This is a genomic window from Endozoicomonas sp. ALD040 (assembly GCF_049275945.1).
In the GTDB taxonomy this organism is placed as follows: Bacteria; Pseudomonadota; Gammaproteobacteria; order Pseudomonadales; family Endozoicomonadaceae; genus Endozoicomonas_A.
Genome location: NZ_CP184829.1, coordinates 6,363,765 through 6,383,184, shown reverse-complemented (window position 1 = coordinate 6,383,184; position 19,420 = coordinate 6,363,765). Strand labels below are relative to the sequence as shown.

The window sequence follows — 19,420 nt, the reverse complement described above, 5'->3', positions numbered from 1 at the left end:
CTACAGGTACTCATGTGAAGAGAAAGCTGCCCCATAATTTGATGTTATACTTTTTTCCATATTAGTTTTCGGTAATTTGTAATTTATCCATGTTAGGTTCACGCGAACGGTTCACTATTTTAAAGATTAAAATGGAAACGTGACGGAGTTCTTCGTTACCGGCATGAAGTAGGTAAAATAGGAACTGCCTTAGAGAATCAAGAGACAAGTTCGTGTCAAAGCCTCTTTCCTGGTCAATTCCATGAATTTGTACGACTGGCAAGGCAGCGAATGTATTCTGCAAAATGTTTATGTGCAACATAATAAATGGGTTGTCTTCTGTATAAAATGCAATAAATACTTGATTGTTTTGTAAGACTGCATTCATCAAAGTATCTAAAGAGTTATCAAAAACGGGTTGTTCTGATGTAATATCCGGAGGCCAAATACCACAAAAACCGAGCTCTTCACAGAGTTTGGCCAATCTCTGATTATTAGTAAGTTGCCTGTTTCTGGAAAGATTGGCCCAAGTCAGAGCAAAACGCCTTAATAAAAAATAACTGGAATCACTGATGAAATTTAGCTCAGTATGTTTTCGCTGGTTCACTCCAAAATCTTTTAGCAGTACTTCAAGTGTATTTCTTAGTTTAACGATTGGCGTTTGCAAATGGTCTGTTGTCATAAGCTGACCGGACCCGCTGTATCGGGTAGTCTCATCAGGGGGTGGATTTGAAGTAGTAGAGGCTAAAGCCATTTGTTGAGTTTGCGGGGCTTCCTGAACTTGCGGGGTTGGTGGGGCTTGTTGGATTGGAAGGATTTGCGGGATTGTTGGCGTTTGCGGGATTGCTGGCATTTGCGGGATTGCTGGCATTTGCGGGATTGCTGGCATTTGCGAGATTGTTGGCATTTGCTGGATTGATGGCATTTGCGGGATAGGCGTGATTTGGGGGATTGTTGGCATCTGCGTTTGAACAGATGTTTGGTGGGCCAGAAATGGAATGACTCGCAAAGAATTCAGAGCTGGTAAGCCTGCCCCTTTACAAGAAAAACTAAAATCGCGTGTTTCAATATTGAGTTCTAGATTTCCCATAGGAGAAGCCATTCTATTCTGAACGAACAGGGGGCAGAATGGGTATGTGCATCCATATCGTCCCATTGTAAAACTCATTGGGTAGCAACAATGAGGGCAGTCTATAGCGAGAACTTTAACAGAATAAAGAAGCATGAAAAAAACAACACATTCAATGTACTTTAGCTTTACAATAGTATCCATAAAAATGAGGCTCTGTGATTAGTATTTGCATATATTAGCACTTGAATTTTCACATAAGGGTTATTTTAAGTTTTGTTACTTCAATAGTTGTGAATAACAAAAAAAACCAGAGTTTTTTGCTCTCGCAGTGCCCCTGAGTTTGACGTTGGCTTACGATGTAAGCGAGTTTTTTCTCTTTTGCCAGTGGTGAGTGACCGCTAATACCTATGTCAGCATTTTGTCCGATCAAAACCATTTCTGAGTAGCTCTTAGCAGATTACGTCCGTAAGTTACGAGCTGCTCAAATAACAGTCGTAGGTGTAGCGATGGGCGTTTGTATCCGATTGCTGTGGGTATTTGATCTGGTACTTTATTTCAGTTTAAAAGCTGCATCAGTATTGTCACCAAGGCTTCAACAGGCAAAGTTCAGGTTAATAAAAAGTACAGAAGCAATGATTGCAGGTTATGTGTTTCAATCAACATTATCCCTGACATTGGGGTTCCCACCACTTGATAAGTATCTGTCCTTATGTGTATTGTCGCTGAGACGGACAACAAAACTGATGATTATCAGCAGGAAGATTGTAAGTACTCAGCCATATGGAATCGAATATTTCCGGCTTATTGGGCAGGTGCTTTGCAAGGCGCAACAAGCTATGTGACCAGAGTTGCAACGCAGTCAGAGTGCCTGAACAATAAGTCAGAAAATATGATTTCGTATGGTTGAATACTTATGCTGATCGCTCAATTGAAATCTGATTAGGCTCTAAAAATGGTCTATGTTCCTAACTATTTTGTTAGAAAAGGAACGAATCTGGAATACAGCCATCTAACTATTCATTAAACCGGAGTTACGCAGATGAATTCTATGTGGAAAGTCGAATAAAGTCAGGATATTTGTCTAACTAAATTCCGAATCTGAAAATTATTGTTTTTAAGTCTTGGAGTACATAGTGGATAAACCGAGTTGTAGCTCTTCTTCCTCTCCTTACTATGGAGCACAAGAGCCTTATATCGTTGATCGCCCTGATGAGTCTAAATATCCTGATGATTCTAAATGTTTTGGAATGAAAATAGATGCAAAAACGACAAAAGTTAAGAAAAGAAAAGTAACAGAACAAGATAGACAAAAATATATTGAAGAAAGAAAAATAAAAAATAGAGTAGCAGCCGCATTGTCAAGAGGAAAGAAGGAAAAATACCTGGAAGGCTTGGAAAAAGAAGTTAAGACATTAACTCAAGAACTTAAAGAAAAGAATCAAAAAATAAAATTACTATCTTTTGAATTGGAGGAGAAAGATAAAAAAATTAATAGCCTTGAAGGAGAGTTAAAAAAGACTAGAGAAGAAAAGGAATATTTCAAAAATAACTTTTTTTCATCTGCAAAAAATAAATAAAAAAAGTAAAATCAAAACCTTCTAACTGGCTTTCCTTTTGAAGGCGGCTCATAAGCTGGCTTTATGTTCTAATCAAATTCTGTGTTTCTATTTTGAGCCCAAGGCTGGGTGAATCGCGATATTGCCTCATCTAAGCCATATCGCTGGATCATATTGGAAAAAATAAAACCTATGGAAAAAGCACCAAACGCTGCTCCAAAAGTTGCCCCCAGAGTCCAACCAATTGATATTCCACTATCCAAAGTGCTGAGGGCAGCTGACATCTCAGATGATGTAGCAACAATAGATATTCCATAATCAGTGGCATGAATACCAAAACTATCTGAGGGCAATGAATTAAGAACATTAGCATCTTGAAGGAAACAGGCTCCTAAACCACCAAAAAAGCTACCCAATACTGCACCAGATAGTGTTACCGGTAAATTGTATGCTATTGCGGCCATCATCACTCGTGGAGTCAGTACATGACTAATGGGCACATCCCTCAGCACTAATAAGCGCCCTTCCTTTTTAAACACTTCTATGGCTGAACTTATGGGAACATATAGGGTATTTACTATGATCATTATTGCTAAAATGCATTTTAAATAAGTTTTCATATAAGAATTAATTATACTCTTTACCTACAACAAGTCTCAGTTTTAGCATAAAAAGTGCTTTCAGGTGAGGTCTTTGGTGACACCCACTGCAAATTTGAATCAAACGATATACGCTGCAAAATCATTCCTATGTATTTGGACTATTGTTATTCCTGATTTTTGGTTGTAACAGAGAATTTTCATGTGCAGTCGGTCGCTACGTAATTTTGTTCTATTCTCAACGTTGTCAATGCTTTGCATTTTAGGCAAGGCTGATATTCATGATATTTATATAAAGAACGGTTATAAAAATGTTCATTTATTTCATATCGTTCAATTTCCCTTCGTAAATGGTCTCATTGAATATTTAAATGTAATCTCCCACGACCTTTTGGTTCCAATGCTTGACTTTGTGGTTTCAAGTCAAACTGACCTCCGAGATCTGGAAGACTTAATCTATTTAGAAGAAGAACTTGCAACCACTTCCAGTGTTCACTCTGAAATACTTAGATGGCTTAATAAATGGTTGTTTTCTTATTAGTTTTGTTCCAGTCACGCATAATAAGCCCTCCATGAGGCTACAGCTGCGGGGCAGCCTCTGAAGGTGGCTTTATATTTTAAAAAAACAGGTAGATTAACATCGTCAATTGCAGTAACAATCTTGTCAGTTGTTTATGGAACAAATGAGAATATTTTGCATCTAAGTTATTGATAGTAAAATGAAAAGGAGATTGATTATGGATGCAATAAATTTATCTGGAATGAGTACGAATTGTCATTGCAATTCGAGTTTTTTGAAGCAGAAAGATAGCACCGAAAAACAAATCCCGAGCACTACTCGGTTGACTCAAAATAAACCGATCAGTGAATATTCAGTAGCCAAGGATTCAAAAGATTCCTTGTTTGGGGGGGCAAAAATTGTCAGCTTTCAGGAAGTACTGGATAATTTTGAAAAAGAGCATGGACAATATGGTGATACTAACTTTATTGCCAAAAACTATATCAAGACAGCACACAGAGAAATTGTTTTACCAAATCATGGAGGTTGGCTATTCGCAGAACTTCCATTTGAAACAGCGATGAAAGTATTATTGCCAGGGCACACACATGATGGTGAGCGAAAAACCCTTCTTCCAGAGTGTGGTCTAACAGCTAAAGATGCAGCAAATAGTTATAAAGTTTGGACTGAACAAGATAAGCATAATAATCCGTTATGCTCAGGGTCTCTAAATTATCATTTAGGAAAAGACCCTGCTGAAAAGCCAATCTTTTTAACAGTAGAGCCCATCGATATTCGTTACGATTATGGAAAAATCATAGACGATCCTAAACTTGCTGAGGGAAGATTAGTTCATCTGGATGGTTTGCATCGTTTGGTGTCATTAGCAATAAAAGATGACCCGAAAAGCACTATTCCTGCTTTTATTGCATGCAAAAAAACAGCAAAGAAAATTGATGGTTTAGGGGTAATTAGCGGAAGTGGTATCGAGAACAACTAATAAAACTTAATCTGACAAAGAATCTCAGAGGACTGCGCTTTCGGCGCAGTCCCTGAGTTCGGAATTATATTCTAAAGCTCATCTTTAAAGGGGGCATCTTTTTTCATTACAGTAAAGGGGTCATCTTTTTTCATTACAGTGCAGCTTTTATAACTCCCCTTTTTATACTCAATCATACCAATAGAATAAGTTTCATTAATTAACGGCTGAATATTTAAATTGTAAGCTGCTGTCAAAACCTTTGTAGGTAAGTCTTTATTATCAAATTCTTTAGAGTCATCTAAATCGGTTAATAGCAGCATTTTTTGTGTGCTGATTTTATCTTTTCGATCAATGGCATCTATATAAAACCATAATTTATAATACTGGTAATCAATTACTTTATTGTTAGCTTTATCAAAAATTTGCAAAGAATATTGCCCGTATTCACCCGAGCGAAATTTTTCAACAATAATACCCTCCGATAAAGGTACGTAAAAAAAATGATCTTGTGAATATTCAAGTTTGGATTGATATGTAAATAATACATTACAAAAAAAGTCAGTTTTATCTTCATGTCCTTGCCATTCTCCCATGAAAGAGGGTTCAGAGGAAAATGCAGAACAGCCAAAAAACAAAAGCGATAGTGCAGATACTTTTGTAGACAACATAATACACAAGCTCGTGTCAGTGAATTGTCAGTCTATATCCTGGAAAAACGAATATAGACATTGAGAGAATATATACGATATTTCGAGGTTGGTCTGTTATGCTTGGATTTTTTTAAACGACACTGGGTTGTTTGAAAGATGGTCTGACCAAGTAAGACAAAAAAGTCTACCTTAGAGTGTTACCAAACCTATGGATGTAGATTACGAAATGCTACTAATGCTTTCATTAGCCGCTTCGTTTTCCATCTCGATAATTACAAACATAGGTTCTATATAGTTATTGACTTTTTTGATTTTGGTTATATAAATTATTTTTATCCAGAAGAAAGGCCCGAGAGCATGAAGCGATTTATCTGGTTAGTGTCAGTCTTGTGTATATTGACACTGCCCCGTACAGTGTGTTCTGGAGATAACAGATTTTCCGATTTACTGCCTTTAACAGCATTCCAGCTCTCTCAAATGCTCCGAGTCTTTATAGAAGGAACATTACCGAGATACCTTTTGAATCTAAAACAGGTTAGAGTATGGTCGTTTAACAGGGATCACTACTCATCCGATGGCAGAGTTGACGAACAGACTGTAGATGGAGTTTTGACTGTGACTGCCAGCTTTCGAACTCCTCTGTTAGATGTTGATGTTGGTCCACAACCCCAGTCCTTAAAATCCTATGCTGTGAGTGCCATCATTAACGCCTCCTTTTTATCTATTTTGCCATTATTGACTGAGTATTTTAGAGTTCATTTTAACCCTGATAAAAATTACTATCTGGGCCGGGCCAATATTGAACGCAGCCAAGGATCAGCAGCGGACGCTGACCCTGACGATTCTGGTGATGAGTTTGATCAGAATCCTGATCTCAGCAATGATGAAGGCGAAGCTGCAGCTGCAGAAATAGATAATGGGGCCAGAGCAATCCGCCGAAAATGTGGATGTTTTGAATGTTCAAATACTGTTTGTGATCCTGTATTCGAATCTCCACAATATTGGCATGCTCATCTGCTCAGTGACAGGGAACAAGGCACTATCACCTATGAAGCCACATTCTATTATTCAGGGTTCCTTAAACCTGTCTCTATTGCAGAGTCGTGTGGAGAACCAGGCTCTAAACAAAAGGATCGAGACGAGTGGCAAAGTGAGGAAGATGACGAAGCCCTGATTACACAGACACGTCAATGTATTGATCTATATGATGAAGGTCTTGATAAAGGGCTGAGTAAGCATCTGTTTTCTAACTCTGACCCCTCATGTCAGGAAATATGTCGCCCCTTTTTGATTCATGACTCCCAATAACAGAGAAAGGATTAGCGTAATTGTGTTAGCTGACAGCTAACTCAGTTAATCATGAATTTTTTCAGAACTTGCTTCGATCAGTTAAAGCCTCTTAATCACCATTGATCCAGGCACTTCAGGGCTTTAATGTTAGTTTATATAGGATGGTAGTTTTTTTGAATCTAGTTCCTGTTCTTCAAATCTGATCTGCGCTTCGTATGATTCGTACTCATCTTTAAACATCAGAGTTTGCAGAAAATAACTAAATATTTCTGTGCGATCTGATGATTTTGCTGTTCTTGAGTGGGTTAAAATATCTTTAGAAAAATCATCTAAATTCAACGATGAAATAAAATTTTCGATTTCAGACTCACTCATGTTTTGTATTAAACAACTCCAGGTTGGTGCCAACCTTACTAAACCAGCTCCCCATGCAGTAAAGCCGGTATAACAACATTCTGAATTAAAATAGAAGGCCGAGCCATCAATCAATTCACCAAATACATGCCATATGTTGTCAGCTCGTGGACCTATCCAAACATAAGAAATAACGAATTTTATGTTTTCTATTGCGATACTCACCAGAGGTTTATACTCAATCATTCCAGGCATTGGTACGCCCCTGATATGATCATTGATCTCCTGATCATCATCAAAGTCATCTTCATACTCACTAAACCAATATGTAAAAGCTCTGTAGTCATGCCAACCTTGTTCCTGGTCTTCGCACTCACGCCATAAAGCAGGAGGAATATAGTCAATATTTAAAGCATTAACTTTATCGCACAAATCGTTTTTTATATGCATACTAACGCTTTGATATACCCCAATATTAAGCGCTTCCATTAGAGATAAAAGATCTTTAGCAGAAAGATAACATAGGATTAATACCCTGATTTCATACAGGTTTAATATTCGAAAATCACCTGCATGAACCTTTGTTGTCGCATTTAAAGCTAAAGCTGTTGTAAGAATTACAAATATAAAATATGACCGTATATTAATAAGCATTATCATTATCCTTATTGAATTGAGCTTTCGAGTATAGCCTCCTAGTTAAGTGACTGGAGTAAATTCCACTCTGAAAGTCTTCAACCGACGCACCTGAGGGGCTCGGCTTGCCCTTTCGTTATGCTCTGGCATTGAAACTTCAGCTGAATAATACACTCTGATGATTTGGAATCGGTTGATCTATAATTGTTTCGTCAAACTTTAGGTTTAGTACCTTATTAGATACGTGGGTTTGTTTTATGAAAAAGCTAATTTCATGTCTATTCATTTCCTCCTGTCTTCTTACCGGTTGCAGTTCGAACAGCCCGGAAGAACAAGATTTCCAACCTTTAGTTGGGTCTGATCGGGATGAGCACGGGTGCATTGGTTCTGCCGGCTATCTTTGGTGTAAGCGCACAAACAGCTGTGAGAGACCCTGGGAGCTCGCAAAAAAAGCTGGATTTGAAAACTCGGAAAAGGGCTTCTCAAACTATTGCAAACAGCCGCAAAATCAATAAATCTGAACTTGTCCGGAAATACCTGCGTTTTTCAAGATTAAGAGATACGCCACGAATAATGGTAACGTCCAGACACTCCGGCAGGTAGACCAATCTGCTGATGGTCCACCGACTTCGCCAATGAAGAGCAGAGTCAGACACTGACCAGGCAATCGAAGCTTGGCTGCGGGCCTGTCTGGGACAAATATCCTAACACAACCGGCACCCATGGTTAGTATTATTGACTTGAGGAGGATGCAAACTTTTCCTGGCTCGACAAGTGCCATTGACACAATGCCCTATGAACAATCTCCATAGGTATAAACTCCTGCTCAAGTCTCCCTTTTTCGTGGAGCCTGAGAGCTGTCAGGAATTTCTGTTCTTCATCCTTCAGTGCTGTAGAGTCTTCATTTACCGATGGGTTTGGCTCTGCAACTGCTTTATTTTCCTCGTACTGATTGAACAGCGCCTGATTCATTAAAATTGCCGAAAGCTCTGGATGATATTTGCGTGCCCTGGCCAGCATGGTCAGTCCCCAGGTGTCCATATCACCCCAGTAAGCCAGGGCTTTCGACGATAGCCAGGCAGCTTGCATCCATGACAGGTTAAGCCCTGCGCCCAGAATGGCAATGGTATTGGACAGTGCAGGTAACAGGTGCAGGCATTGTTCGTTTTCCACAATCAGGATATTGTCGGCCGGTAAAGGGGTGGTGACGAGTTCCTGATCTCTGACCCTCAGCTGTTTGAAAGGCAACAGTGCCCCATCAAGGTCTGCGATTAATAACCAATGGTGACTGTCGTCCGGAGCGTCAAGAAACTCCTCAAGCCCCAGTCTGCTTGCCAACCCATCAAACCGGATGTCCAGCAGTTGCCGGATCAGCAGGTGATTGCGCTCGAAAAATTTGGTGTCGGTATTGGCCACCCCGAGAGAGCGCAGTGGCACGCCCTGGGCAAAACCAGGTGTGAGGATCATGGCCAACCTGGCGGCTTTGATCACTTCGTCTGCCGGTTTGGCCAGCCAGCGTTTCTGGCGCACGAAGTATGGATGAAAAATCGGGTCTACCTGACTGATGATGGTCAGTAGTTGTTGATATTCATGTTTGCTGTTTTTACAACCGCTTGCTTCAATCCATTCACTGGGTTTTGACAGCACCCAGTAGGCAGGAACCTCAATAGAGGCGGCAGCTCCCCGATAGTTAACCGGAGTCCACACTACTTCACCGATGTTTATTTGCCGCCATTGCTGGAAGTGCTGCCTGATTTTGTCCGGCTGCTGGTTGATGACCTGCGATGTTGGCCTGCCAATTCTGATTTTCAGGGGCCAGCTGTCCGCCTTCAGCAGGCGTGTTTCCCTGATGTTAGCGTTATTCCACTGTCTGGTCAGCTCCCGAGCTATGTCATCTGTTGATTTCATGATTGGCTGGCTCATCTGTAGCAACAGGTGATTGGCTTGCGATCAGGCTTTTTTTGTTGGCGTGTTGTGCAAGGGTTTCCCACCGCATGGGCGTCAGCGTGGCTTTCATCCCTTTACGGTGAACCAGAATGGCTGATCGGGTATGTGCCCGTAGCAGGCGGATCTCTTTATTTGGCGTGACAAAGAGTGGGTGAAGACCAAACTCATTGAGGGCAGAGATTATTCTGCCTGCCACCGCCTGGGAGCTTTTGGAGAAGGCCTCATCAAGCACAATTGTACCAAACAATGGGCGGGCTGCTCCTGCAGGACAGAGTGCATAGCTCAGGGAAGCGGTCAGAATGTAGCTGGCGAGAATTTCTTTTTCACCGCCACTGCCACTCTGGGAGCCTTTAAGCCGTTCAATAATGGTGTGATCCGTACGGTCGCATACTTCTACCGTGAACTGTAGCCGATAGCGGGGATCAAGCAGTGCCCGAGCCCCCAGAGTTCTGCGATTGTCACTGGCCTCTCGCAGTAAACTCACCATATTCACCAGGGCCTGGTAATGGCTTTCACCATCGTCGTCTTTCAGGGAGGCTGCCCGCAGATGGCGACGGGCCGACTCCAGAGTGCGCAGACTCTCATGGACGACGCGCTGGGGTTTTAACTGAAGATATTGCCCGGGCTTGAAATCCACCCGTTGCAGGGTACGGTTCAAGTCTTCAATGCGCTCTTCCACCTGACTGACTTCGTTATCAATAGCATTCAGCAGCTGTGTGACACCCTGATCAGAGGATTGGTTAAGGTAGTTTTTAAAACGCTTCTGTTTCTCTGGTAACGCTTCTTCGGTTAGAACTTTCAGTCGTTCGAGGTATTGAGGCATATCCATTAGCTCGGTGCCCGCTTCACTGAGGGCGCCGGTATCCTGTTTCTGGGCCTCGTTCATTTGCCGGATCAGTTTTCCTTCGGTGGTTTTTATTGCCTCCTGCAGTTCCTTAATACGGGTCGTTGACTTGTTCTGGGAGTCTTTTTCCCGGTCGGGCAGGTCGTCAGGGTTAACTGCAGAGAGATCAGGCAGTCGTCTTGGGGCCAGTTCCATTTGCTCATTGGTCAGGCCAGGACCAATGGCCGAAAATGCTTTGCTCTTTTTCTGCTCGGCAGCGTTCAGTTGATTGTCCAGTGCACCCAGTTGTCGCCCTTTCGCATCTATTTGTGCCTGTACTTCCTTCTTTGCTGCTCTGACCTGATCCAGCTCCACTTTGGCTTTGGCGGCATCGGAATCGGGTGCTAACAGGGTGGCCAGCTGTTGCTTAAGATGGCTCAGTTGCTGTTCGTATTCCGGCAGGTTGATCTCTTCAAAGCTAATCTCTGATAGCCTGCTTAATAAGTCCAGCTTTTGTTGTATTGCCTGTTTCTGCCCCTCGGCTTTTGTATATTTCTGATTGAAGAGCTTTTCTTCCTGCCGCAGTGTCTGAATTTCTGTCTCCAGACTGGCGAGACGGTCGCGGTTGTCAAAGCCGGTCATCCAGTTCTCATGCAGGGAGCGTTGATCCTGCTTTTCATAGCGACCGCCGGAGCCAGACATCAAGCCCTGTTGGGTCATGGCGTGCGGGGTTATTTTTAACTGGTCCGGTGAGTCGACACAATGGCGATCAATACTGGCCAGAAGCATTTTTAGTGCTTCCCGGTGAGAGTGGTCTTTAAAGTTGAGTTTGCGGGTAAAACCATCGTCATAAAACCGGGGTTGTGTATCCGGTTTCCTGGCATCCTGCAGTCGCACATGGACCCGGTTATGGCGACTGTTGATCCAGCGAAGTGCCGCTTTCATATGCTCTGAAGGGACCAGAATCCGCTCCCGATGGCTGCCAATGGCACGCTCAATCGCTCCGCGCCACGCTTTTTCTTCAGCCTTGACTTCTACCAGCTCTGCCACAAAAGGCAGGGATTCCTCTTGTAGCTGCAGTGCTTCAGCCAGATCGCTACGAAAGCTCTGCAGTGATCCCTTAATATTGGAGCCGGGTCTGGCTTTAACACTGTCGTATTCCTTACTGGCTTCTGTCAGCTGCTTTTCTCTGGATACCAGCTCAAATCCCAGTTCTTTTACTTCGTTTTCCCGTTGTTCTGCCTTTAACTGCAATTCTTGTTGCTGCTGGTCTATCTGCTGTTGGTTGGCGGTGAGTGCTTTTGCCGACAGGGTGTCATCAAGGCTGAGATTGCGGGCCAGTGTCTGGTAATTTTTGGCTCGTTGACGACAATCGGCGGTTAGTCTTTCCTGCTGTTCAATTTCACGGCCTAAAGACTCGATACTGGCCCCTCCCGCTTTCAGATAGACTTCATTTAACCGGTCTGCCTGATCCTGAAGCTGGGTATGTTGCTTCTGACCCGTTTCAATGGCGCTACGGACATCGGCTATTGATGCGTTCAATGCCTCAATCCTGGCTGTCCAGAGTTGGTGGCCTGCCATGGCAAACCAGATGGGAATAATGCCCGACAGCTCCTGCTGCTCGGATAGCTTAAGCGTCTGTTTCTGATAGTCTTTATTAAGGCTCAGCAGGGGCTGGAGTGAACTCTGTTGGCGGCGGGCAGTGTTCAGCTCTTCGTGGATGATAGCAAGATCATCAAATTCCGTAGCCACTTCACCGGCCCGCACAAACATTGAACGGTCTTCAAGCACCAGCTCCCGGAATATCTCGTCAACGCTGTTCAGTTGTTTCAGACCTGCTGCGCGGTTCAGCAGGGGAAAGGCATTTTTGCCCACTTCAAAAAAACGCTGAATCTTATCCAGGTAAGCTCTTTTACTGTCAAACAGTTTTAGATCGGGCGTATTGCGCTCAAACTGCCTCAGTGCGCGTTTACCGCCTTCGTGCAGTCGGGTCAGCCACTCCTCCAGGGTTTGATCGTTGCGTTGGCTAAATAGCCAGAGTCTTTTCAGGTCTGTGGAAGCATTGCCTGGCACATCAATCCAGAACAGACCGCCAATCTGCACCACCTGATCGCGGTGTTCAAAACGGGCAGCCAACCCGGTGATGGTCCTACCGGGGCGGGCGATATGGTTATTATCGCCAGAGTTGTTACCGGCACCTGTCACCCCGCGAACGTAGGAGATCAGATCCCGGTCGCTTTCGTGCCCGCCAGTGGAGGCCAGATTGTATTTGGGTTGAGCGACGATCAAGGTCATCAGGGCATCAACCAATGTGGTTTTACCACTGCCTGTTGGGCCAATAATAGCGGTGCCATTCAGGTCAAACGTAGCCTGGTTGTTTCCCTGGAACGGTCCCCAGTTATAGAGGCTCAGTTCCTTCAGAACAAAAGCGGTGTCCGGTTGATCTGTTGCTTGAAAAAGATCAATGCTTTTTGTCGGGCTATTCTTGTTTTTCGGTGGAAGAGCGTCGTCGTGTTGTGAATTGTTAAGGTCACTCATGGCTTACTGCTCTGCCTCATCACGGACAATGGTCGTGGAAACGTCATCAGACGGACTGTGTAATTGTTTGAAGTGGTTCAACAAGGTTTGCAGGCTCTCAGGATTCGCCAGATGTGTGATGATGGGTCGAATGGTTACTGTTTGCTGTTTGTCGTCTACTGAAACCAGTCCGTGGATGGAGAGTTTGTCCAGCAGATTATCCAGTCGCTTGCGTTCACGGGAGTCGCTCCCCATATCACCCAGGTAGACCTGAAGCTGGGAAAGCAGTTCTTCAATATCAACCCGTGCATCACTGGCACCAATCCCGGCTTCTTGTTCATGGGCGATATACTGTTGTCGCAGTATGGCGATCAGGAGAGATTGTTCCATAGTAATCCGTTGTCGCCTGACCAGTGGATGTGTCCATTCATCACTGTCTGCCCCGTCTTCTTCCTGGTTTTGCCAGAGGTCGCTAACCACCAGAAATGCAAGGCCACGGATATCATCAATGGTGAGTTTCAGATCCAGAGGTTCCAGAATTTGATTGATCTGCTCCCGGGAGACGACGGACTGTTGATAGAGATTGGGTCGACGGCTGGCTTCAAGATAACCGAATTTCATCAGCTCCTGTACAGCCTTCTTTATGTTTTTAGCCGTTACTGTGGTGGAGTTTTCATGCTGCTGGCTGGTGGACTGGTCTTCTGGAACATCTGCCGGGGGCTGCTGTTTCTGCGTCCCGGAAGCAATCAGTTGGTCAAAAAAATCGCTCATAGTTTTACAGTTCCCAATTAATGGCGGACAGGGTTTCCCCTTCCAGATTAGCTTTTGGCAGATAGAATCGGAGCCAATGTCCATCGCGGTCCTGAATATCCAGTTGCTCCTCATCCTGATCGATAATCAGTTCCGCTTCCCTGGCCATGCTTAACCAGAGTGCCAGGGTTTCCAGGTCGTGCGTCGGGGGCAGGTGTTCTGCCAGCTCGGCGATGGTCATGGGGGTGCCCCGGCGCTTTAACAGGGCAATGGTCTGTTCCAGAAGGGCTTCTCTGTCCAGACCATCAAAGGCGTCCCAGAAATCATCGTCCAGCTCATTCAGATCGACGGCACCATGAGTGAGCAATAGCTCCCGGGACTCCAGCTGCTCAAGGGATTTGAACGTCAGTCGTTCAATCAGAGGCAGTCCGGATAAGGGGATGGCCAGCGGTTTGAATGGCGCGGGGGCGCGTCGTAATTTCTGGCTCTGCCAATCCAGATTCAATGCGCTTTCCATAATGTCGTTCAGCAGCTGTCCCACGCGATGGTGCTCGGCTGCCAGTCCGGATTTCAGAAAACCTTTCACATCGCGTTCGCTGCGGGCCCTGGCACGAATTACATATTCGGACTCCCGGACCAGGCTGGAGGTGAGCCAGCGCAGTTCGGCGGACTGCGGTTGTGTCAGGGCCTTGCGGCAGGGGGCACTGCCAAGAATACTCCGTAATTGATGCTTCATATTCTCCAGCTCAACCGAGTGGCTTAGCTGCTGATAAAATCCGTGGAAAACCTGGCCTTCAGGTGTGTTCAGGAGGTGGTCGTGGCTATCGAGCAGGCGGTCGACGATCTCTCCCCGGTGGTGCTGTTCACTGATAATGGATTGGCGGAGGTGTCGGTCTGCCTCCCGATAGGAATCTTCAACTCTGCGAAAGTCCGACTTCAGTGTCATGGCCAGGTTATAAACTTCCCGTATATTTTCCACTGCAGATGGCCCGTCAAGCACTTTAAATTCACCACGATTAACCCGTTCCAGCTCCTGTTGCAGTGCATCGATCTGTCGTTTCAGTGCATTTGCCCGACTTTTCTGATCGGGGTTGAGCTTGGCTTCAAGATTATCGATCTCCCGTTGAACGGTGGCCAGACGGGAAGCAGTAGACGTCATAATGCGGTTATCCATGCCGTCAATAAACTCCATGGCCTGTTGCAGGGCGTCCGTAGCAAACAGCTGACCTTCCCGTTCTACGATCAGCTTGCGTCGACGCCACTCTCTCATTTCCTTTTTGGCTAACAACAGAAAGTCTTCGGTATCGATATCGAACTCATCGTGATTGACAAACTGACTGAGAATTTCGGCCAGAAGGTGGAGGGCTTCTTCTTCTGATACTGCTTCCCGTTCCTGCTCGAACAGAGTCTTAAGGCAGCTGATCATCAACGGACCACGCCGGGATGCCAGCAGTTGCCAGGCTGGATTCTGGTTGCGGGCCAGCACAAGGTCGTTGCTGAGTTTACTATCGGGGGAGAGCATTTTTGTAGTCCCGTCAGGTGCTGGAATAGGGGCTGTTTTTATAATAGTTGGCGATATTATCGGACTACAGAACTTTTTAAAAGTTCATCGTCTTGATATGTCCTTGCCCTTTCCCTTTCCTTGACGATGGTTGCTAACAAAAGCCCTGAATTTTGATGCGGAGTTTTTCAACAAGGTTTGCAGGTTCTCGGGATTCGCTCCCCATATCCTTTAAATCAGTGGTTGCCGACAGGCAATCCACTGGTTTTGTTGTTAAGTGGCGTGTTACTTGCTGGCCAGGTGGTTCACGATCTGGATCAGAAGTTCTTCGCTCTTGTCGAAACGACGATCAACCGCTTTGAACTTCTCATCAACCGCTTTGAACTTCTCCCGTTGTTCATTGAGGATCAGAGAGACCACCCCGTGAGTAGTTTCAAGAGTTTTGTTGTTTTCTCGGAAGGCATACTCAAGGTGTTCAACCTTTTGCTCTAGCCTGGTAACTCTTGCCTCTAGCGACATAGGTACTACCCATTTTTATTGAATGAGCCATCAGAATAGCAGACTTTGAGAGATGGTACAGAGACACCTGACATCCAGACAGACTTGAAACTGGGAAAGCAGTTTTTCAATATCAATCTGTGCATCACTGGCACTAATTCCGGTTTCTTGGCCCGTATAAAACTGTCGAGTAGGCTAATTTTGATCACATGTATGCCTATTCATCAAACAAAGCATTCTTAAGTCATCAGTTAGCTGGTGATATATGACTTATCAATCCTTTGAAAATGACCAGATCATTGATACCGAACGGGGCGCATAATTGTTCCGTTCCACCTGCCATAATTCAGGGTATCTTGAACGGTAGCCAGAACACTACATGAGATTCATGGATTCATACTTCCCAATCAGTTCATTAATATTATTATGTTTCCAATAGTCATTACCAATATGGAGTTTTATTGAATTAGATCCAAGATCACCTGTAAACGTAATGATCGTTTCTCCATTTTTCGACTCCATTTTAACCCTGCCATGCTTTGAACTGGCCAAGGGAATAAAATTAACTCCAACACCTTCTGAGGTTGGGATAATATTGGTGTGGCATTTCAACAAATCTTTAAAAACCAGACATTCGACAATTTTCTTTTTTACATCGCTGGCATCCAATTTCAGGTGCACAGAAGGGTGATGTATTTTTTCCAAACGAGCTATCTTTGCACCTTTGAAGTTGAAAGAGCAAGGCGATTTTCTATGTTTGTTAACTGTAAAGCCCCGGAGATCGGAATGCCCTTCATGGCGAATGGATTTCAAGGTTGATGGCTGGGTGTCCTGATTTCTGATTTTGCACTCTGATTTTGCACTTCATAAATATCATTCATTCGTCCTCCAGTTCCCACCCTGTATCATATCTATCCAGCGTATCAAGGTATTGTCTCAGCTCGGAGATTTTTTGTTCAATTGCTTCTCTTTCACTGGGGAATTTTTCTTTGTACCTAGGAAGATGTGCCAATGTAAAGTGTGTCACAGCTTGAATTGTAACTTTATCGCCTTTTGACCAGTTATTGTTGAGGGGATGGGTGAGTAAGTCATTAGCGACTTGCAGCACTTCATCGAGGCTCAGTGAGAGACAACCAGGAGCCTGCTTCTTCATCTGATTAACATGATCCCCGTAATACAAACTAACGGTTCTTTCCTGAAAAGACCGAAGACAATACCCCCTGTTTTCTGGCCAGCAATGAGAAAGTTTGTTACTAATATCACTGGTTTTAACCTCCATGCTACCAGCAAAAGCATGTCCGGCTTCTTCAGCAGTTGACTGGGGTACATCCACTTCTTGAGGTGGAGTATTGGTTCGAAATAAGCTAATCATTCCTGTTCTCCTCTTTGTCAGCGTATAAATTTGAGATTTTCTAACACATATATATTTTGACCAAGAAATCAGAAAATAGTTCAAGTGACCCACCTGAATGCTCAAGAAATTACTGAACATCTAAAGAATCTAGAGCCAGAATAACCAGACCGGCTTCTATCAGCAGCTGAGCCACTCGATTGAGCTGGAAAATATGAACCATCAATTACGGAGTATTCTTGGCAATTCCGCCTCCCGCAAGACCCTGACACAACAGCAGTCCGCCGAACTGTGCTGGCTCATCTCCAGCCTGGTCCGGGAGTCCGAATAGGTGATTCGTGCCAGGGCCCGCAGCGAACGGGATATGAAAAGGTTTCTGAAATCCGGACTGGCAGCCGAGCATCATCCTGTGGGACAACTGCTGAATGACATTTTGTAAAGCGCATTGAATCTGGATTGGGCGAGCCAGTAATTACGACGCAGCCTCGCGCCGTTCAAACCGCTGGCTATCCCCTCATCCGAACTGCCCCTGATCGAAAGACTGACGTTCAAATCCCTTGAACAGCTGGAGTCCCGGGAGCTTATGCTCACTCAAAGTGCCGTAGATCTGAATGAACTGGACGATGATTTCTGGGACGCCTTTGATGGTCTTGACAGAAAAGCGTTACTGTGAAGGGACCATTGCCTTCTTAAAGCGTAGGGGCACATCCATGACCATCGCTGAACAGGCGGAACACCAGCCCCCAACTCACGACCTGGAAACCCTGGCACTCTGGTTAAGCATGACAAGGAAGCGGAACTGATTATCGATCAGGATTAAGCATTTAGAAGTCATTCTCGATAGATTGCAGGCTTTCGATAAAATTCCACGGTCTATGGTAATGATCGATAGTGAGTATTTGATGAGTGCCGAGGTAGTTACCGAAAGTGATGAAAAGAAGATCAATAAATATTGAACTTTCAGTCAATTTACTTGCTCAATGTTTATTGAACTGAATGTTGTCAAAATTAAATCTTAAATAGGACTCTCACCCCATTGGCTGATATTGGGTAAGTAATGAAAAGTAGTATTATCAATGAATCCACTTAGTAATAGTGTTGGCCAGTCCGGTTGCAGTGGTGGTTATAGCAATTCAGATGACGGATTGCCCCATAAAAATGAAAGCGCAGGCTCATACGTCAATCGCTCCGTTTCTCGTCAAAATCAGGACATCCAGCCTTCAATACAGAAACCCACTGGGCATGAAGAGCATTCTGATCGAGAGGGCTATTCCGATGCCGGAGGCTTTAGTGTTTTCAAGCATGAAGCACCACCTCTCTATTTTGGACACGACATAGTCAGAGCGGCAAGGATAGCTCGTTTGGAAAAATTACATCACCCTTCTGTACATCTGAAAGTGGATAGCTATCTTAAAAAGACAGTTGTCGGATGTCTGGATTTTAAAGAATTGTTGAAAGGCCGCATCGAAATTCTCCCAACCATATCAGGTTCTGGATTTAATGCTCATCCTTTGGGCGGTTCAAAGGATCGCAAGGTTGAAATGCAGTGGGGAAATGGTGAAACGATTATTAAGTTTATAGGTGACCATGGAATTGAGCCAACAAAGCTCCATATTGGTAATGACTATTGGAAGTATAATGACATTAAATTACTGATTGAAACGTATAAATCCAAGAACCTCATGTAGTTTTCTGGACCATCCAGTAGGTCATTTGAACTATTTTCTGATTTATTGGTCGAAACAACAGAGTTTAGAAAATCTCTAATTTATACAATCAAAAAAGGGAAAAAAAGGAATGAACAGTATACCTCAAATCAGTACTGCAACTTCAGCAGTAAGCGGTTTGCCGCCAACAGATGATGAAGAAGTCGTCCGTGCTTTTGATGATAACAAGGAGGTTAAACCCAGTGATATTGGTAATGAACTTTCTCAACGTTGGCCAGAAAATGCAGGGTGTCTTCTTCAGGAAAGAAGCGTTGCTTTGTTTTGTGGGGATCGGGTCAAACAGATGCGTAGAGAAATCGAAGCTTTCTTGAGGTCTCTCGACTCTAATCATCATGGTTACTTTACAACCAAGTTCTATGATTTGCTAAAAGTTGCTGATGACACACTCTCTCACCCCCTCAACCAGGACTGGTCAAAGATTGATGCAGATATGATGAGTGGCCTGGCACATATGATAATTGCCCATCTTATTCATTATGGCAACGAACTCCCTAGTGAAAGAGTAATCATTGAACATAAAATAGAAGAGCTGAGACAATACATTGATACGATAAAACGTAACACTGTTGAAACCAGTGTATGAATGGGCTTACTTCTGGTACCGGTGGGCGGACTCGAACCGCCACGCCCGCAAAGGCGGGGGATTTTGAATCCCCTATGTCTACCAATTCCATCACACCGGCACTGTT

16 protein-coding genes and 1 tRNA gene are annotated in these 19,420 nt (G+C 44.1%); 5 read left to right on the top strand and 12 right to left on the bottom strand.

The genetic code is table 11. The annotated features are described in order from the left end of the window. Positions 1-61: 61 nt before the first annotated feature. A complete protein-coding gene (locus tag ACOJUN_RS23435; protein ID WP_422134263.1) occupies positions 62-1,081 on the bottom strand; it encodes a hypothetical protein in 1,020 nt (339 codons plus the stop codon). A 1,103-nt stretch (positions 1,082-2,184) separates the two neighbouring features. Here ACOJUN_RS23435 and ACOJUN_RS23430 point away from each other — a divergent pair. Beyond that, the gene (locus ACOJUN_RS23430; protein WP_422134262.1) at positions 2,185-2,628 is read left to right on the top strand and encodes a hypothetical protein; all 444 of its coding nucleotides are present in this window, start codon (positions 2,185-2,187) and stop codon (positions 2,626-2,628) included. A gap of 68 nt (positions 2,629-2,696) precedes the next feature. On the opposite strand, the gene ACOJUN_RS23425 is transcribed toward ACOJUN_RS23430, so the two are convergent. Further along, the gene (locus ACOJUN_RS23425) at positions 2,697-3,227 is read right to left on the bottom strand and encodes a hypothetical protein (RefSeq protein ID WP_422134261.1); all 531 of its coding nucleotides are present in this window, start codon (positions 3,225-3,227) and stop codon (positions 2,697-2,699) included. Between the two features lie 716 nt (positions 3,228-3,943). Here ACOJUN_RS23425 and ACOJUN_RS23420 point away from each other — a divergent pair. Beyond that, positions 3,944-4,705, top strand: a complete 762-nt coding sequence (locus tag ACOJUN_RS23420; RefSeq protein ID WP_422134260.1) for a DUF6309 family protein — start codon at positions 3,944-3,946, stop codon at positions 4,703-4,705. A 71-nt stretch (positions 4,706-4,776) separates the two neighbouring features. Here ACOJUN_RS23420 and ACOJUN_RS23415 read toward each other — a convergent pair whose 3' ends face one another. After that, positions 4,777-5,355, bottom strand: a complete 579-nt coding sequence (locus tag ACOJUN_RS23415; RefSeq protein WP_422134259.1) for a hypothetical protein — start codon at positions 5,353-5,355, stop codon at positions 4,777-4,779. A 597-nt stretch (positions 5,356-5,952) separates the two neighbouring features. Here ACOJUN_RS23415 and ACOJUN_RS23410 point away from each other — a divergent pair. Further along, entirely contained in the window at positions 5,953-6,645 is a 693-nt protein-coding gene (locus ACOJUN_RS23410; protein ID WP_422134258.1) for a hypothetical protein, read from the top strand. A gap of 129 nt (positions 6,646-6,774) precedes the next feature. Here the strand turns inward: ACOJUN_RS23410 and ACOJUN_RS23405 are convergent, their stop codons facing one another. The 8 genes from ACOJUN_RS23405 to ACOJUN_RS23370 form a co-directional block, all read right to left on the bottom strand. Beyond that, positions 6,775-7,635, bottom strand: a complete 861-nt coding sequence (locus ACOJUN_RS23405) for a hypothetical protein (RefSeq protein ID WP_422134257.1) — start codon at positions 7,633-7,635, stop codon at positions 6,775-6,777. 714 nt (positions 7,636-8,349) lie between these two features. Then, on the bottom strand, positions 8,350-9,525 hold the full coding sequence (locus ACOJUN_RS23400) for a Wadjet anti-phage system protein JetD domain-containing protein (protein WP_422134256.1): 1,176 nt from the start codon (positions 9,523-9,525) through the stop codon (positions 8,350-8,352). After that, the gene (locus ACOJUN_RS23395; RefSeq protein WP_422134255.1) at positions 9,509-12,925 is read right to left on the bottom strand and encodes an ATP-binding protein; all 3,417 of its coding nucleotides are present in this window, start codon (positions 12,923-12,925) and stop codon (positions 9,509-9,511) included. Before ACOJUN_RS23395 ends, ACOJUN_RS23400 begins: the two co-directional genes overlap by 17 nt. Positions 12,926-12,928: 3 nt before the next feature. Beyond that, positions 12,929-13,675, bottom strand: a complete 747-nt coding sequence (locus ACOJUN_RS23390) for a DUF4194 domain-containing protein (protein ID WP_422134254.1) — start codon at positions 13,673-13,675, stop codon at positions 12,929-12,931. A gap of 4 nt (positions 13,676-13,679) precedes the next feature. Beyond that, complete coding sequence (locus tag ACOJUN_RS23385) at positions 13,680-15,176, bottom strand: DUF3375 domain-containing protein (RefSeq protein ID WP_422134253.1); 1,497 nt, start codon at positions 15,174-15,176, stop codon at positions 13,680-13,682. A gap of 264 nt (positions 15,177-15,440) precedes the next feature. Then, on the bottom strand, positions 15,441-15,674 hold the full coding sequence (locus tag ACOJUN_RS23380) for a hypothetical protein (protein ID WP_422134252.1): 234 nt from the start codon (positions 15,672-15,674) through the stop codon (positions 15,441-15,443). A 354-nt stretch (positions 15,675-16,028) separates the two neighbouring features. Next, positions 16,029-16,466 carry a hypothetical protein gene (locus ACOJUN_RS23375; RefSeq protein WP_422134251.1) on the bottom strand — a complete coding sequence of 146 codons (438 nt, stop codon included), beginning with the start codon at positions 16,464-16,466 and terminating at the stop codon, positions 16,029-16,031. A gap of 64 nt (positions 16,467-16,530) precedes the next feature. After that, complete coding sequence (locus ACOJUN_RS23370) at positions 16,531-17,025, bottom strand: hypothetical protein (RefSeq protein ID WP_422134250.1); 495 nt, start codon at positions 17,023-17,025, stop codon at positions 16,531-16,533. Positions 17,026-18,080: 1,055 nt separating this feature from the next. On the opposite strand from ACOJUN_RS23370, the gene ACOJUN_RS23365 reads away from it, so the two are divergent. Both ACOJUN_RS23365 and ACOJUN_RS23360 read left to right on the top strand, forming a co-directional pair. After that, positions 18,081-18,692 carry a hypothetical protein gene (locus tag ACOJUN_RS23365; protein WP_422134249.1) on the top strand — a complete coding sequence of 204 codons (612 nt, stop codon included), beginning with the start codon at positions 18,081-18,083 and terminating at the stop codon, positions 18,690-18,692. 109 nt (positions 18,693-18,801) lie between these two features. Then, positions 18,802-19,314 carry a hypothetical protein gene (locus ACOJUN_RS23360; protein WP_422134248.1) on the top strand — a complete coding sequence of 171 codons (513 nt, stop codon included), beginning with the start codon at positions 18,802-18,804 and terminating at the stop codon, positions 19,312-19,314. 13 nt (positions 19,315-19,327) lie between these two features. Here the strand turns inward: ACOJUN_RS23360 and ACOJUN_RS23355 are convergent. Next, positions 19,328-19,414: transfer RNA gene (locus ACOJUN_RS23355), tRNA-Leu, on the bottom strand. Positions 19,415-19,420 lie beyond the last annotated feature (6 nt).

Bases quoted from the DNA above. Each gene is read 5' to 3' on its own strand.
- ACOJUN_RS23405 (WP_422134257.1), bottom strand. From the start codon at position 7,635: ATGCTTATTAATATACGGTCATATTTTATATTTGTAATTCTTACAACA.
- ACOJUN_RS23360 (WP_422134248.1), top strand. From the start codon at position 18,802: ATGAACAGTATACCTCAAATCAGTACTGCAACTTCAGCAGTAAGCGGT.
- ACOJUN_RS23420 (WP_422134260.1), top strand. From the start codon at position 3,944: ATGGATGCAATAAATTTATCTGGAATGAGTACGAATTGTCATTGCAAT.
- ACOJUN_RS23425 (WP_422134261.1), bottom strand. From the start codon at position 3,227: ATGAAAACTTATTTAAAATGCATTTTAGCAATAATGATCATAGTAAAT.
- ACOJUN_RS23380 (WP_422134252.1), bottom strand. From the start codon at position 15,674: ATGTCGCTAGAGGCAAGAGTTACCAGGCTAGAGCAAAAGGTTGAACAC.
- ACOJUN_RS23415 (WP_422134259.1), bottom strand. From the start codon at position 5,355: ATGTTGTCTACAAAAGTATCTGCACTATCGCTTTTGTTTTTTGGCTGT.
- ACOJUN_RS23400 (WP_422134256.1), bottom strand. From the start codon at position 9,525: ATGAAATCAACAGATGACATAGCTCGGGAGCTGACCAGACAGTGGAAT.
- ACOJUN_RS23395 (WP_422134255.1), bottom strand. From the start codon at position 12,925: ATGAGTGACCTTAACAATTCACAACACGACGACGCTCTTCCACCGAAA.
- ACOJUN_RS23435 (WP_422134263.1), bottom strand. From the start codon at position 1,081: ATGGCTTCTCCTATGGGAAATCTAGAACTCAATATTGAAACACGCGAT.
- ACOJUN_RS23370 (WP_422134250.1), bottom strand. From the start codon at position 17,025: ATGATTAGCTTATTTCGAACCAATACTCCACCTCAAGAAGTGGATGTA.
- ACOJUN_RS23390 (WP_422134254.1), bottom strand. From the start codon at position 13,675: ATGAGCGATTTTTTTGACCAACTGATTGCTTCCGGGACGCAGAAACAG.
- ACOJUN_RS23365 (WP_422134249.1), top strand. From the start codon at position 18,081: ATGAATCCACTTAGTAATAGTGTTGGCCAGTCCGGTTGCAGTGGTGGT.
- ACOJUN_RS23385 (WP_422134253.1), bottom strand. From the start codon at position 15,176: ATGCTCTCCCCCGATAGTAAACTCAGCAACGACCTTGTGCTGGCCCGC.